Here is a 13,597-nt window from a genome sequence, read left to right as displayed (position 1 = left end):
ACATGCAAAAGATTCGTCGTGACGACGAGATCATCGTGATCGCCGGCAAAGACAAAGGTAAGCGCGGTAAGGTGCTGAAGGTTCTTGCTGACAACCGTCTGGTTGTTGGTGGTCTGAACCTGGTCAAGCGTCATACCAAGCCTAACCCGATGTCGGGCGTACAGGGCGGTATCGTCGAGAAAGAAGCGCCACTGCACGCTTCCAACGTCGCCATCTTCAACGGCGAAACCAACAAGGCTGACCGCGTTGGTTTCAAAGTAGAAGACGGTAAGAAAATTCGTGTCTTCAAGTCGACCCAAAAAGCGGTTGATGCTTGAACACTGCTAGGTAGAAGACCATGGCACGACTAAAAGAGATTTACCGGAAGGAAATCGCTCCGAAACTTAAGGAAGAACTTAAGCTTTCGAACGTGATGGAAGTTCCGCGCGTTACCAAAATCACCCTGAACATGGGTCTGGGCGAAGCGATCGGCGACAAAAAAGTCATCGAGCACGCTGTTGCTGACCTGGAAAAGATCACCGGCCAGAAAGTCGTTGTGACCTACGCTCGTAAATCCATCGCTGGCTTTAAAGTCCGCGAAGGATGGCCGATCGGCGTCAAAGTGACCCTGCGCCGTGAGCGTATGTACGAGTTCCTGGATCGTCTGCTGTCGATCTCCCTGCCTCGGGTTCGCGACTTCCGCGGCCTGAATGCCAAGTCCTTCGATGGTCGTGGCAACTACAGCATGGGCGTGAAAGAGCAGATCATCTTCCCGGAAATCGACTACGACAAGATCGATGCTCTCCGCGGTCTGGACATTACCCTGACCACCACTGCCAAGAACGATGATGAAGGCCGCGCTCTGCTGCGTGCTTTCAAATTCCCGTTCCGCAACTGATTGGAGTAGGAAAATGGCCAAGAAGAGCATGAAGAACCGTGAGCTGAAGCGTCAGCTCACCGTTGCCAAGTACGCCACCAAGCGTGCAGCGCTGAAAGCTATCATCGTCGATCTGAACGCAAGTCCAGAAGCGCGTTGGGAAGCTACCGTAGCTCTGCAGAAGCAACCACGTGACGCAAGCGCTTCGCGCATGCGTAACCGTTGCCGCCTGACTGGTCGTCCGCACGGCGTGTACCGCAAGTTCGGCCTGGGCCGTAACATGCTGCGTCAAGCTGCAATGCGTGGTGACGTACCAGGTCTGGTTAAAGCCAGCTGGTAACAGTTGTCAAAGTCTCGATGTTCGGGTTCGCAAGAACCTGACCATCGGTGGCCTTGAATCTGAATCAAGCCCCTTTTGGGGCTTGATTCATTTCTGGGGTGTGTCTAGAATGACCGGCTCGCCTGAGCCCGTGTTTTTCTGCCCGGAAGTTCTCGGCGACAAGTAGTAGCCGCAAGGCTAATTTTTTTGTATTAGGAGCGTCTAGCCCATGAGTATGCAGGACCCGTTAGCGGACATGCTAACTCGAATCCGTAATGCCCAGATGGCTGAAAAGTCTGTCGTAAGCATGCCGTCTTCCACGTTGAAGGCTGCTGTAGCAAAAGTCCTGAAGGACGAAGGTTACATCGCGGATTTTCAGATCACCACCGACGCCAAGCCGTCGCTGTCCATCTCGCTGAAGTACTTCGAAGGCCGTCCGGTTATCGAAGAAGTGAAGCGCGTTAGTCGTCCAGGCCTGCGTCAGTACAAGTCCGTTGAAGATCTGCCGAAAGTTCGTGGCGGTCTTGGCGTGTCTATCGTCTCCACCAACAAAGGTGTGATGACTGATCGTGCTGCGCGCGCTGCCGGTGTCGGCGGCGAAGTTCTTTGCACTGTGTTCTAAGGGGGGATAAGCATGTCTCGCGTCGCTAAGAACCCCGTTAAGCTGCCAGCCGGTGTCGAAGTCAAATTCGCAGGCCAACAGCTTTCGGTGAAGGGTGCCAAGGGCACTCTTGAACTGAACATCCATTCGTCCGTTGAGATCGTTGAAGAAGCTGGTGAGCTGCGTTTCGCTGCTCGCAATGGCGATCAACAAACTCGCGCAATGGCCGGTACCACGCGTGCGTTGGTAAACAACATGGTCCAGGGCGTAAGCCAAGGCTTCGAGCGCAAGCTCCAGCTGGTCGGTGTTGGTTACAAAGCGCAAGCAAAAGGTCAGGTTCTGAACCTGGCTCTTGGCTTCTCGCACCCAGTGGATTACGAACTGCCGGAAGGCATCACCGCTGAGACTCCTAGCCAGACCGATATCCTGATCAAGGGCATCGACAAGCAGCTGGTAGGTCAAGTGGCCGCCGAGATCCGCGACTTCCGTCCACCAGAGCCGTACAAAGGCAAAGGTGTGCGCTACGCGGACGAAGTCGTCCGTCGTAAAGAAGCCAAGAAGAAGTAGGGCATAGCAAATGACCGACAAAAAAGTTACTCGACTGCGTCGCGCTCGCAAAGCACGCCTGAAAATGCACGAACTCGAAGTCGTGCGTCTCTGCGTGTTCCGCTCGTCGCAGCACATCTACGCCCAGGTCATCTCGGCCGACGGCAACAAAGTCCTGGCAAGTGCCTCGACTTTGGATAAAGAACTGCGTGATGGTGCCACTGGCAACATCGACGCGGCCACAAAGGTTGGCCAGCTGGTCGCTACGCGTGCTAAGGCCGCTGGCGTATCGCAAGTGGCTTTCGACCGCTCTGGCTTCAAGTACCATGGCCGCGTTAAAGCGCTGGCTGATGCTGCTCGTGAAGCTGGGCTGGAGTTCTAAGTTATGTCAAATAACGACCAAAAGCGCGACGAAGGCTACATCGAGAAGCTGGTTCAAGTTAACCGCGTAGCCAAAACCGTTAAAGGCGGCCGTATCTTCACTTTCACCGCGTTGACCGTGGTTGGTGATGGTAAAGGGCGTGTTGGCTTCGGCCGTGGCAAGTCGCGTGAAGTGCCTGCTGCGATCCAGAAGGCAATGGAAGCTGCTCGCCGTAACATGATTCAAGTTGACCTGAACGGCACCACTCTGCAGTACGCGATGAAGTCCGCTCACGGCGCTTCGAAGGTGTACATGCAGCCTGCTTCTGAAGGTACCGGTATCATCGCTGGCGGCGCTATGCGTGCTGTCCTCGAAGTTGCTGGCGTTCAGAACGTTCTGGCCAAGTGCTACGGCTCGACTAACCCGGTAAACGTGGTTCACGCCACTTTCAAGGGTCTGAAGGCTATGCAGTCTCCTGAGTCCATCGCTGCCAAGCGTGGCCTGCGTGTTGAGGAGATCAAGTAATCATGGCTACCGTTAAAGTTACGCTGATCAAAAGCATGACCGGCCGCATCCCTAACCACAAACTGTGCGTTAAGGGTCTGGGTCTGCGTCGCATCGGTCACACTGTAGAAGTCCAGGATACTCCCGAGAATCGCGGGATGATCAACAAGGCTTACTACATGCTGCGTGTCGAGGGTTAATCGATGAAACTCAATGATCTGAGTCCAGCGCCGGGTTCCCGTCGCGAAAAGCATCGTCCGGGCCGTGGTATCGGTAGTGGTTTGGGCAAGACTGGTGGCCGCGGTCACAAAGGTCAGACCTCCCGCTCCGGTGGCACCATCGCTCCAGGCTTTGAAGGCGGTCAACAGCCGCTGCATCGTCGTCTGCCTAAGTTCGGTTTCGTTTCCCTGAAAGCCATGGATCGCGCAGAAGTGCGTTTGTCCGAGCTGGCCAAAGTGGAAGGCGACATCGTTACTGTGCAGTCCCTGAAAGATGCCAACGTGATCAACGTCAACGTACAGCGTGTGAAAATCATGCTGTCCGGTGAAGTGACTCGCGCTGTCACTATCGGCAAGGGAATCGGCGCCACCAAAGGTGCGCGTGCGGCTATCGAAGCAGCTGGCGGCAAGTTCGAGGAATAAATGGCTAAGCAAGGTGCTCTCTCTGCGCTCGGCAAAGGCGGTATGTCTGAACTCTGGGCTCGTCTGCGTTTTCTGTTCCTGGCGATTATCGTCTACCGAATAGGCGCACACATCCCGGTTCCAGGTATCAACCCGGACCGACTCGCAGACCTGTTTCGACAGAATGAGGGGACCATTCTTAGCTTGTTCAACATGTTCTCCGGCGGCGCGCTGGAACGGATGAGCATCTTTGCACTGGGGATCATGCCGTACATTTCGGCATCGATCATCATGCAACTGATGACCGCCGTCAGCCCGCAGCTGGAGCAGTTGAAGAAGGAAGGTGAAGCTGGCCGTCGCAAGATTAGCCAGTACACCCGCTACCTCACCGTCGCTCTCGCTCTGGTCCAGGCTATTGGCATGTCCATTGGTCTGGCGGGGCAGGGCGTCGCGTTCACTGGTGACTTTGGCTTCCATTTCGTCGCGGTAACCACATTTGTGGCTGGTGCGATGTTCATGATGTGGCTGGGTGAGCAGATTACTGAGCGTGGTGTTGGCAACGGTATCTCGATGTTGATTTTTTCGGGTATCGTCGCCGGTCTTCCGAGAGCAATCGGGCAGTCTTTCGAGTCTGCGCGTCAGGGCGATATCAACATCTTCGCCCTGGTTGCCATCGGTTTGCTGGCAGTAGCGATTATCGGTTTCGTGGTGTTCATTGAGCGTGGTCAGCGTCGTATCGCTGTTCACTACGCCAAGCGTCAGCAGGGCCGCAAGGTTTTTGCTGCGCAGACAAGCCACTTGCCGCTGAAGGTGAACATGGCCGGTGTTATTCCGGCTATTTTCGCGAGCAGCATTTTGCTGTTCCCGGCTTCGTTGGGTGCCTGGTTCGGTCAGTCTGAAGGTATGGGCTGGTTGCAGGACATCTCGCAGTCGATCGCTCCTGGTCAGCCGTTGAATATTCTGCTGTTTAGTGCAGGGATTATTTTCTTCTGCTTCTTCTATACGGCGTTGATGTTCAATCCGAAAGACGTAGCGGAAAACCTGAAGAAGTCCGGTGCCTTTATTCCGGGCATTCGTCCAGGTGAGCAGTCTGCGCGCTATATTGATGGCGTTCTGACCCGCTTGACCCTGTTCGGTGCTCTTTACATGACGGCCGTGTGCCTGTTGCCCCAATTCCTGGTGGTTGCAGCAAACGTTCCGTTCTACCTTGGCGGGACCTCGTTGCTGATCGTGGTCGTGGTTGTGATGGACTTCATGTCCCAAGTACAATCGCACCTCGTTTCGCACCAGTACGAATCCCTGATGAAGAAAGCCAACCTGAAGGGTTACGGCAGCGGCATGTTGCGCTGAGTACCCATAAGGTTCGAGGAGTTGGTGATGAAAGTTCGTGCATCGGTGAAAAAGCTGTGCCGTAACTGCAAGATTATTCGCCGCGAAGGTGTTGTTCGAGTAATTTGCAGCGCGGAACCGCGTCACAAACAGCGCCAAGGCTGAGTGTGATTGTGCTTCAAGCCCGGTAGCTAGTGCGCTACCGGGTTGATTATTTGTTATTACAGCGATATTATCTCGCGCCCTATTTCTTGGCTTCCGGGGCGTAGGTAGCTGTCAATTGGAGTCCCACTGAATGGCCCGTATTGCAGGCGTTAACATTCCAGATAACAAGCATACTGTTATCTCGCTGACCTACATCTATGGTGTTGGTCGCACTACTGCGCAGAAGATCTGTGCAGTGACTGGGGTAAACCCAGCAGCAAAGATCAAAGATCTGAGCGACGAGCAAATTGAACAGCTGCGTGGCGAAGTGGCGAAGTTCACCACTGAAGGTGACCTGCGTCGCGAAATCAACATGAAAATCAAGCGCTTGATGGACCTCGGTTGCTATCGCGGTCTGCGTCATCGTCGTGGTCTGCCAGTACGCGGTCAGCGTACCAAGACCAACGCGCGTACCCGTAAAGGTCCGCGTAAGCCGATCCGCAAGTAATCGCCCCAGCGAATCGACAGGAATTTAATCATGGCAAAACCTGCTGCTCGTCCTCGTAAAAAAGTTAAAAAGACAGTGGTTGATGGCATCGCCCACATCCATGCATCTTTTAACAACACCATCGTGACCATTACCGACCGTCAAGGTAACGCTCTTTCCTGGGCTACCTCCGGTGGTTCGGGTTTCCGCGGTTCCCGCAAGTCCACCCCGTTCGCTGCTCAAGTAGCTGCTGAGCGTGCTGGTCAAGCTGCGCTGGAATACGGCCTGAAAAACCTCGACGTCAACGTCAAGGGTCCAGGTCCAGGTCGTGAATCCGCAGTCCGCGCTTTGAACGGCTGTGGCTACAAGATCGCCAGCATCACCGACGTGACGCCAATCCCGCACAACGGGTGCCGTCCGCCGAAGAAGCGCCGCGTGTAATCCAGGAGATTGTAAAGAATGGCTCGTTACATTGGTCCAAAATGCAAACTCGCTCGTCGCGAAGGCACCGATCTCTTCCTGAAGAGCGGCGTGCGCGCGATCGAATCGAAGTGCAACATTGAAGCAGCACCTGGTATCCACGGCCAGCGCCGCGGTCGCCAGTCCGACTACGGCACCCAACTGCGTGAAAAGCAGAAGGTCCGTCGTATCTACGGCGTTCTCGAGCGTCAGTTCAGCGGCTACTACAAAGAAGCTGCTGGCAAGAAAGGTGCAACCGGTGAAAACCTGCTGCAACTGCTCGAATGCCGTTTGGACAACGTTGTATACCGTATGGGCTTTGGTTCGACTCGTGCCGAATCCCGTCAACTGGTATCGCACAAGTCGATCAGCGTTAACGGTCAGACCGTAAACGTTCCGTCGTATCAGGTTCGTGCTGGTGACGTGGTTGCAGTTCGCGAGAAAGCAAAAAACCAGCTTCGCATTGTCCAAGCTCTCGATCTGTGTGCCCAGCGTGGCCGCGTAGAATGGGTAGAAGTAGACACTGAGAAGAAGTCGGGCGTTTTCAAGAACGTTCCTGCTCGCAGTGATCTGTCCGCCGACATCAACGAAAGCCTGATTGTCGAGCTCTACTCCAAGTAAGGGCTAGAAAATAGGTGCATCCATGCAGATTTCGGTAAATGAGTTCCTGACACCCCGCCACATTGATGTGCAGGTTGTCAGTCCAACCCGCGCCAAGATCACTCTCGAGCCTCTCGAGCGTGGTTTTGGCCACACCCTGGGCAACGCGCTGCGCCGCATCCTGTTGTCCTCAATGCCCGGCTGCGCAGTAGTCGAGGCCGAGATTGACGGTGTGCTCCACGAGTACAGCGCCATCGAAGGTGTACAGGAAGACGTAATTGAAATCCTGTTGAACCTTAAAGGTCTGGCCATCAAGCTGCACGGTCGTGACGAAGTTACGCTGACCTTGTCGAAGAAGGGTTCGGGGGTGGTTACCGCTGCCGATATTCAGCTGGATCATGATGTCGAGATCGTTAATCCCGATCACGTAATCGCTAACCTGGCGTCTAACGGCGCCCTGAACATGAAGCTCACCGTAGCTCGTGGTCGTGGTTATGAACCAGCCGACTCGCGTCAGAGCGATGAAGACGAAAGCCGCAGCATCGGTCGCTTGCAGCTCGACTCTTCGTTCAGCCCGGTTCGCCGTATCGCTTACGTGGTGGAAAACGCCCGTGTCGAACAGCGTACCAACCTGGACAAGCTGGTTATTGATCTGGAAACCAACGGTACCCTGGATCCTGAAGAGGCTATCCGTCGCGCTGCAACCATCCTGCAACAGCAGCTGGCTGCGTTCGTCGACCTCAAAGGTGAAAGTGAGCCGCTGGTTGTCGAGCAGGAAGACGAGATCGATCCGATCCTGCTTCGCCCGGTTGACGATCTGGAACTGACTGTACGTTCGGCTAACTGCCTTAAGGCGGAAAACATCTACTACATCGGCGACCTGATTCAGCGTACCGAAGTAGAGCTGTTGAAGACTCCGAACCTGGGCAAGAAATCCTTGACTGAAATCAAGGACGTTCTGGCCTCCCGCGGTCTGTCCCTCGGCATGCGCCTCGACAACTGGCCGCCTGCAAGTCTTAAGAAGGACGACAAGGCGACTGCCTGATCGTCGTAATCACCGAACGTAGTGTTTGGTAAGGAATGAACCATGCGTCATCGTAAAAGTGGTCGTCACCTGAGCCGCACCAGCTCGCACCGCAAGGCCATGTTCCAAAACATGGCGGTGTCGCTGTTCGAGCACGAGCTGATCAAAACTACTCTGCCAAAAGCCAAAGAACTGCGCCGCGTTGCCGAGCCGCTGATCACTCTGGCCAAGACAGACAGCCTGGCTAACCGCCGTCTGGCTTTCGACCGTACTCGTTCGAAAGCTATCGTTGGTAAGCTCTTCAACGACCTGGGCAAGCGTTACGCTACCCGTGAGGGTGGCTACCTGCGCATCCTCAAGTGCGGTTTCCGCGCTGGCGACAACGCGCCTATGGCGTACGTCGAGTTGGTTGATCGTGCTACTGCTGGCGAAGCTGTATCCGCCGAGTAAGACGTCAGTCTGAAACGAAAAACCGGGCCTAGTGCCCGGTTTTTTGTGTCTGTAAGAAATGCGCCGTCCATACAAGTTTCTGACATGGTTGAACTGCCACTATGTGCCGGGAAAACATAATTAGTAATTATCTATCGATGCTTGCAGGTTAATGAATTTGTAGCTGTAACGTCGATGATCAATACTTCCCGCCAAGCCCATTAGCCGGCAGTTCAAGACTGACAGAGGAAGAAGACCGCATGAGCCAGACCAAGACGCTTACAACCGCCAGTGGCGCGCCAGTCGCTGATAACCAGAATTCCCGTTCCGCCGGCCCACGCGGTCCGCTGCTTCTCGACGATTTCCATCTGATCGAAAAACTCGCGCACTTCAACCGTGAAAACATTCCTGAGCGCCGTGTCCACGCTAAAGGCTCGGGCGCCTACGGCACGTTCACCGTTACCCGTGACATCACTGAATACACCAGTGCGAAGTTGTTCGAGTCGGTAGGCAAACAAACGCCAACCTTTCTGCGCTTTTCCACCGTAGGTGGCGAGCGTGGTTCGGCCGACACCGAGCGCGATCCGCGCGGCTTTGCCTTGAAGTTCTACACCGAGGAAGGCAACTGGGACATCGTTGGCAACAACACGCCAGTGTTCTTCATCCGTGATCCGCTGAAGTTTCCGGACTTTATCCATACGCAAAAACGTCTGCCGCAAAGCAACCTGAAAAGCGCGCAGATGATGTGGGATTTCTGGTCGCATTCGCCTGAGGCGCTGCACCAGGTCACCATCCTGTTTTCTGATCGTGGCATCCCTGACGGCTATCGCCATATGCACGGCTTCGGCAGTCACACTTACAGCCTGATCAACGCCAAAGGCGAGCGTCACTGGGTGAAGTGGCACTACAAGACCCAGCAAGGCATCAAGAACCTGTCGCCGGCCGACGCTGCCCGTTTGGCCGGTACCGACCCGGACTACGCGCAACGTGATCTGTTCGAAGCGATCGAGCGCGGTGAATTCCCGAAATGGCGCGTGTGCATTCAGATCATGACCGAAGCGCAAGCGGCGGCTCATTATGAGAATCCGTTTGATGTGACCAAGACCTGGTCGCAGAAAGAGTTTCCGCTGATCGAAGTTGGTGAGCTGGAGTTGAATCGCAACCCGTTGAACTACTTCGCTGAAGTCGAGCAGGCTGCATTTGGCCCGAGCAACATGGTGCCAGGCGTGGGTCTGTCCCCAGACCGCATGCTGCAAGGTCGCGTATTCGCCTACGCTGACGCGCACCGCTACCGTGTGGGCACCAACCACCAGCAATTGCCGGTGAACGCTCCGCGCAGCCCGGTGAATACTTATCAGCGTGACGGCTCCATGGCGTTCGGCAGCAATGGCGGCGCTGCGCCGAACTATGAACCGAACAGCTACGTTGAGTCGCCGAAACAAGCGCCACATTACGCGGAGCCAGCGCTGGCCTTGAGCGGTGCCGCTGATCGCTACGATCACCGCGAAGACACCGACTACTACAGCCATGCCGGTGCCTTGTTCCGCTTGATGAGCGACGACCAAAAAGCGCTGCTGGTCAGCAACATTGCCGGCGCAATGGCGGGCGTTTCCAGCGACGTCGTCGATCGTCAGTTGCAGCATTTCTACAAAGCCGATCCGGCGTATGGAGAAGCAATCGCAAAGCTGCTCAACTGACAGCTTAACGTAGTCTAAACGAGAAGCAGAACCGCCCTCATTTGGGCGGTTTTTGCGTTATTTGGCCTGCTTTTCTCAGAATATCTTCGCTTTTATTGCGTGCGGTGAGTGACCTTCCAGTCAGGTTGGTTCAAACTACAGACTTTCAGGAAGGGAGATGTAGGGCGATGCAAGGCCACCCAGATGTAATCGATTACCTCAATACGTTGCTGACCGGCGAACTGGCCGCGCGTGACCAATATTTCGTTCATTCGCGGATGTATGAGGACTGGGGGTTTACCAAGCTCTACGAGCGCATCAACCACGAGATGGAAGAAGAGGCCGGCCACGCCGATGCATTGATGCGGCGGATTCTGATGCTTGAAGGCACGCCGCGCATGCGTCCGGATGATCTGGATGTCGGCACCACCGTGCCTACGATGCTCGAAGCTGATCTGCGCCTCGAGTACAAAGTCCGCGCTGCGCTGTGCAAAGGCATCGAACTTTGCGAGCAACACAAGGACTACGTCAGTCGCGAAATTCTGCGGGTTCAGCTCAACGACACCGAAGAAGATCACACCTACTGGCTGGAAAAGCAGTTGGGCTTGATCAAGCTGATCGGTCTCGAGAACTACCTGCAATCCCACGCGTCCTGATTGCACCAGCTACAAAAAAAGCCCCTGGCACCTCAACGGTGACAGGGGCTTTTTCATGCCTGGCAGTTAAGCCCGATCGCGGATCAACAGTGGCTTGAGGTAATGGCCGGTGTGAGATTGCTTCATCTCGGCGACTTCCTCCGGCGTACCGGTGGCAATGATCTGCCCGCCCTTGGAACCGCCTTCAGGACCGAGGTCCACCAGCCAGTCAGCGGTCTTGATCACATCGAGGTTGTGCTCGATCACCACCACGGTGTTGCCGTGATCGCGCAGACGATGGAGGACGTCGAGCAATTGCTGGATATCGGCGAAGTGCAGGCCGGTGGTCGGCTCGTCGAGAATGTACAGGGTCTTGCCGGTATCGCGCTTGGACAGTTCGCGCGACAACTTGACCCGCTGTGCTTCACCGCCGGACAGGGTCGTTGCCGACTGCCCGAGCTTGATGTAGGACAGGCCGACATCCATCAGCGTTTGCAGCTTGCGCGCCAGTGCCGGCACCGCATCGAAGAACTCCCGTGCTTCCTCGATGGTCATTTCGAGGGTTTCGTGGATGCTCTTGCCCTTGTATTTGATCTCAAGGGTTTCGCGGTTGTAGCGCTTGCTCTTGCACACATCGCAGGGCACGTAGATGTCCGGCAGAAAGTGCATTTCCACCTTGATCAGGCCGTCGCCCTGGCACGCTTCGCAGCGACCGCCCTTGACGTTGAACGAGAAACGCCCCGGGCCGTAACCCCGGGAGCGCGACTCGGGCACGCCGGCAAACAGTTCGCGGATCGGCGTGAACAGCCCGGTATAGGTCGCCGGGTTGGAACGCGGCGTACGACCGATCGGGCTCTGGTCGATGTCGACGACTTTGTCGAGATGTTCCAGACCTTTGATGCTGTCATGTGCGGCCGCTTCCAGCGTGGTCGCACCATTGAGCGCCGTGGCGCTCAGCGGGAACAGCGTGTTGTTGATCAGTGTCGATTTGCCCGAACCGGATACGCCAGTCACGCAAGTCAGCAAGCCGATCGGGATGTCCAGATCGACATTGCGCAGATTGTTGCCGCGCGCACCTTTGAGCGACAGGTTGAGCTTCTTGTTGCGCGGCGTGCGTTTGGCCGGCACTTCGATCTTCACCCGGCCGGACAGGTATTTGCCGGTCAGCGAATCAGGGTGTGCCATGACTTCGTCCGGCGTGCCCTCGGCAACGATCTGCCCGCCGTGCACACCGGCGCCCGGGCCGATATCGACGACATAGTCAGCCAGACGAATCGCGTCTTCATCATGCTCGACCACGATTACCGTGTTGCCGATATCGCGCAAATGCTTGAGCGTACCGAGCAGCCGGTCGTTGTCGCGCTGATGCAAGCCAATGGACGGTTCGTCGAGGATATACAGAACGCCGACCAGACCGGCGCCAATCTGGCTTGCCAGACGAATCCGTTGCGCCTCGCCACCGGACAATGTGTCGGCACTGCGATCCAGCGACAGATAGTCGAGGCCGACGTTGACCAGAAATTGCAGACGCTCGCGGATTTCCTTGAGGATCTTGTCGGCGATCTCGCCACGCCGACCGGTCATCTTCAGCGCACCGAAATATTCGCAGGCATCGCCGATCGGCAGATTGGTCACTGCCGGCAGGGTTTTCTCGCCGACCCAGACGTGCCGCGCTTCGCGGCGCAAACGCGTGCCACGGCAATCCGGGCAGGCCTGATGGCTGAGGAACTTGGCCAGCTCTTCGCGCACGCTCGCCGATTCGGTTTCGCGATAGCGACGCTCAAGATTCGGCACGATGCCTTCGAACGGGTGCGAGCGTTTGACGATGTCGCCACGGTCGTTCAGGTATTTGAAGTCGACGTTCTGCGAGCCGCTGCCATGCAGAATGAACTTCTGCTGCTCGGCGCTCAGCTCGTTGAAGGGCTTGTCCAGGCTGAACTTGTAGTGCGAGGCGAGTGAGCCAAGCATCTGGAAGTAATAGACGTTGCGCCGGTCCCAGCCGCGTATTGCACCTTCGGCCAGGGTCAGCTCGCCATTGACCAGACGCTTGATGTCAAAGAACTGCTTCACACCCAGGCCATCGCAGGTCGGGCAGGCGCCGGCCGGGTTGTTGAAGGAAAACAGCTTGGGTTCCAGCTCGCTGATCGCATGGCCGCAGATCGGGCAGGCGAAGCGTGCGGAGAAGATCATTTCTTCGCCGGGCTCGTCGTCCATCGGCGCGACCAGGGCAATTCCGTCGGCGAGTTTCAGCGCAGTCTCGAAAGACTCGGCGAGGCGCTGCTGCAGATCGGCGCGGACCTTGAAGCGGTCAACGATCACATCGATCGAATGCTTCTTCTGTTTATCCAGCTTCGGCAGCTCGTCGAGCTCGCAAATGCGTCCGTTGACCCGGGCGCGGACGAAACCTTGCGCACGCAATTCTTCGAAGACCGACAGGTGTTCGCCTTTGCGTTCGCGGATCACCGGTGCCAGCAACATCAGTTTGCTGCCTTCCGGCTGCGCCAGCACCAGATCGACCATCTGGCTGACGGTCTGCGCCTCCAGTGGAATGTCGTGATCCGGGCAGCGCGGCGTACCCACGCGGGCATAGAGCAAGCGCAAGTAGTCGTAGATTTCGGTGATGGTGCCGACCGTCGAACGCGGGTTGTGCGAGGTCGACTTCTGTTCGATGGAGATCGCCGGCGACAGGCCTTCGATGGTGTCGACGTCGGGTTTTTCCATCATCGACAGGAACTGCCGGGCATAGGCCGACAGCGATTCGACATAGCGGCGCTGACCTTCGGCATACAGCGTGTCGAACGCCAGGGACGACTTGCCGGATCCGGACAGGCCGGTGATGACGATCAGCTTGTCCCGTGGCAGGGTCAGGTCGATGTTCTTCAGGTTGTGGGTACGGGCCCCACGTATCAGGATCTTGTCCAAAGTGGCCTCGCTTGGCGGGCGTCGAAAACGTAGGAGTATACGGGCAAATACTGGATGGATGCACACTATCAAACGAAGGGCGTTT

At 56.3% G+C, this 13,597-nt stretch carries 19 protein-coding genes; 18 read left to right on the top strand and 1 reads right to left on the bottom strand.

Going from position 1 to position 13,597, the window contains the following annotated elements; genetic code table 11:
* Nucleotides 1-2: 2 nt before the first annotated feature.
* The 18 genes from rplX (at nt 3) to bfr (ending at nt 10,611) form a co-directional block, all read left to right on the top strand.
* On the top strand, nt 3-317 hold the full coding sequence (gene rplX, locus FEE99_RS00550) for a 50S ribosomal protein L24 (RefSeq protein WP_003186046.1): 315 nt from the start codon (nt 3-5) through the stop codon (nt 315-317).
* A gap of 20 nt (nt 318-337) precedes the next feature.
* The gene (rplE, locus tag FEE99_RS00545; protein WP_003210069.1) at nt 338-877 is read left to right on the top strand and encodes a 50S ribosomal protein L5; all 540 of its coding nucleotides are present in this window, start codon (nt 338-340) and stop codon (nt 875-877) included.
* Nucleotides 878-890: 13 nt separating this feature from the next.
* The gene (gene rpsN / locus FEE99_RS00540; protein WP_003186042.1) at nt 891-1,196 is read left to right on the top strand and encodes a 30S ribosomal protein S14; all 306 of its coding nucleotides are present in this window, start codon (nt 891-893) and stop codon (nt 1,194-1,196) included.
* Between the two features lie 208 nt (nt 1,197-1,404).
* Nucleotides 1,405-1,797: a 30S ribosomal protein S8 gene (gene rpsH / locus FEE99_RS00535; protein WP_016772944.1), complete on the top strand. Its 393-nt coding sequence runs from the start codon at nt 1,405-1,407 to the stop codon at nt 1,795-1,797.
* A 12-nt stretch (nt 1,798-1,809) separates the two neighbouring features.
* Nucleotides 1,810-2,343 carry a 50S ribosomal protein L6 gene (rplF, locus tag FEE99_RS00530; RefSeq protein WP_003228722.1) on the top strand — a complete coding sequence of 178 codons (534 nt, stop codon included), beginning with the start codon at nt 1,810-1,812 and terminating at the stop codon, nt 2,341-2,343.
* A 10-nt stretch (nt 2,344-2,353) separates the two neighbouring features.
* Nucleotides 2,354-2,704, top strand: a complete 351-nt coding sequence (gene rplR / locus FEE99_RS00525) for a 50S ribosomal protein L18 (RefSeq protein ID WP_003186037.1) — start codon at nt 2,354-2,356, stop codon at nt 2,702-2,704.
* Between the two features lie 3 nt (nt 2,705-2,707).
* A complete protein-coding gene (gene rpsE / locus FEE99_RS00520; protein WP_007955637.1) occupies nt 2,708-3,208 on the top strand; it encodes a 30S ribosomal protein S5 in 501 nt (166 codons plus the stop codon).
* A 2-nt stretch (nt 3,209-3,210) separates the two neighbouring features.
* Entirely contained in the window at nt 3,211-3,387 is a 177-nt protein-coding gene (rpmD, locus tag FEE99_RS00515; protein WP_003176408.1) for a 50S ribosomal protein L30, read from the top strand.
* A 3-nt stretch (nt 3,388-3,390) separates the two neighbouring features.
* A complete protein-coding gene (rplO, locus tag FEE99_RS00510) occupies nt 3,391-3,828 on the top strand; it encodes a 50S ribosomal protein L15 (protein WP_003228720.1) in 438 nt (145 codons plus the stop codon).
* Nucleotides 3,829-5,157, top strand: coding sequence for a preprotein translocase subunit SecY (gene secY / locus FEE99_RS00505; protein ID WP_016772945.1), 1,329 nt, complete (start codon nt 3,829-3,831; stop codon nt 5,155-5,157).
* Nucleotides 5,158-5,184: 27 nt separating this feature from the next.
* On the top strand, nt 5,185-5,301 hold the full coding sequence (gene rpmJ, locus FEE99_RS00500; protein WP_002555468.1) for a 50S ribosomal protein L36: 117 nt from the start codon (nt 5,185-5,187) through the stop codon (nt 5,299-5,301).
* 130 nt (nt 5,302-5,431) lie between these two features.
* Nucleotides 5,432-5,788, top strand: coding sequence for a 30S ribosomal protein S13 (gene rpsM / locus FEE99_RS00495; RefSeq protein ID WP_003186020.1), 357 nt, complete (start codon nt 5,432-5,434; stop codon nt 5,786-5,788).
* 30 nt (nt 5,789-5,818) lie between these two features.
* Nucleotides 5,819-6,208 (top strand): 30S ribosomal protein S11, encoded by a 390-nt coding sequence (gene rpsK / locus FEE99_RS00490; protein WP_002555466.1) that lies wholly within the window; start codon nt 5,819-5,821, stop codon nt 6,206-6,208.
* Between the two features lie 18 nt (nt 6,209-6,226).
* Nucleotides 6,227-6,847 (top strand): 30S ribosomal protein S4, encoded by a 621-nt coding sequence (rpsD, locus tag FEE99_RS00485; protein WP_003176404.1) that lies wholly within the window; start codon nt 6,227-6,229, stop codon nt 6,845-6,847.
* Between the two features lie 22 nt (nt 6,848-6,869).
* The gene (locus FEE99_RS00480; protein ID WP_016772946.1) at nt 6,870-7,871 is read left to right on the top strand and encodes a DNA-directed RNA polymerase subunit alpha; all 1,002 of its coding nucleotides are present in this window, start codon (nt 6,870-6,872) and stop codon (nt 7,869-7,871) included.
* A gap of 42 nt (nt 7,872-7,913) precedes the next feature.
* Nucleotides 7,914-8,300 (top strand): 50S ribosomal protein L17, encoded by a 387-nt coding sequence (gene rplQ, locus FEE99_RS00475; RefSeq protein WP_003176402.1) that lies wholly within the window; start codon nt 7,914-7,916, stop codon nt 8,298-8,300.
* Between the two features lie 239 nt (nt 8,301-8,539).
* A complete protein-coding gene (locus FEE99_RS00470; RefSeq protein ID WP_041477663.1) occupies nt 8,540-9,976 on the top strand; it encodes a catalase in 1,437 nt (478 codons plus the stop codon).
* Nucleotides 9,977-10,143: 167 nt separating this feature from the next.
* On the top strand, nt 10,144-10,611 hold the full coding sequence (bfr, locus tag FEE99_RS00465; RefSeq protein ID WP_016772947.1) for a bacterioferritin: 468 nt from the start codon (nt 10,144-10,146) through the stop codon (nt 10,609-10,611).
* A gap of 66 nt (nt 10,612-10,677) precedes the next feature.
* Here bfr and uvrA read toward each other — a convergent pair whose 3' ends face one another.
* Nucleotides 10,678-13,512: an excinuclease ABC subunit UvrA gene (gene uvrA / locus FEE99_RS00460; RefSeq protein WP_041477664.1), complete on the bottom strand. Its 2,835-nt coding sequence runs from the start codon at nt 13,510-13,512 to the stop codon at nt 10,678-10,680.
* Between the last annotated feature and the right edge of the window lie 85 nt (nt 13,513-13,597).

It is taken from the genome of Pseudomonas sp. ef1 (assembly GCF_007293365.2).
Lineage (GTDB): Bacteria > Pseudomonadota > Gammaproteobacteria > Pseudomonadales > Pseudomonadaceae > Aquipseudomonas > Aquipseudomonas siliginis.
This window is presented reverse-complemented; position numbering and strand designations above follow the sequence as displayed.